The 618-nt window shown below is 35.1% G+C and carries 1 protein-coding gene; it reads right to left on the bottom strand.

Annotated features, from left to right (window positions below; all coding sequences use genetic code 11):
- Positions 1-139: 139 nt before the first annotated feature.
- The gene (locus FHP04_RS14415; RefSeq protein WP_139856848.1) at positions 140-604 is read right to left on the bottom strand and encodes a hypothetical protein; all 465 of its coding nucleotides are present in this window, start codon (positions 602-604) and stop codon (positions 140-142) included.
- Positions 605-618: the final 14 nt, after the last annotated feature.

Raw genomic sequence — 618 nt, 5'->3', positions numbered from 1 at the left:
ACAACGGTTTGGCTATGGTTTCGTTGCGTGAAAATCCGCTAGGATTTTCCACCGTAAACCGAAGATAGCAAATTTGCGAGGACTTTCCGAGAGGAAAGTCAGAAGCAATGAACTATAGCCGGTGTTGTAAGTAGTTTTTTTATTTTTTGTCAGTTTGGTTTTTCGTTAATGTGTCTTTTACTAATGCCTTGTAAATGTATTCAGGTGTTTTTTCCTTTATCTTATTCATCTCATTTTGGAAATGGTTTTTTAGAAAAGCTTTTTCCTTATTATTCAGATTTTCAAGAATTCCAACTCTGCCATAAAAGCTTATATTTTCATCATCCTTATGGACGAGAACGATTAATGGATATCCATTTTTTGCCTCAAACATTTCCAAGTCATTTTCGATTCCCGTTTTTGGATTTGGTCGGTCTAAAAAGTAGGTAAAACTGATGTTTTTTTCAGTCGGACTGTCGAAAGGGTCACTTGTCGGATTTGCATAGTTGATAATTCCTTGTACCTCATAAAAGTCCGATTCGTTATAGTCCGAATATTTTTTTTCAGACTCGCAGGAAATAAGTCCGAAGGTCAAAATTAATATTATGGTCAGCAGTTTTCTCAAAATTACTTACAACG

Source organism: Aequorivita sinensis (assembly GCF_006346335.1).
Taxonomy (GTDB): Bacteria; Bacteroidota; Bacteroidia; order Flavobacteriales; family Flavobacteriaceae; genus Aequorivita; species Aequorivita sinensis.
This window is presented reverse-complemented; position numbering and strand designations above follow the sequence as displayed.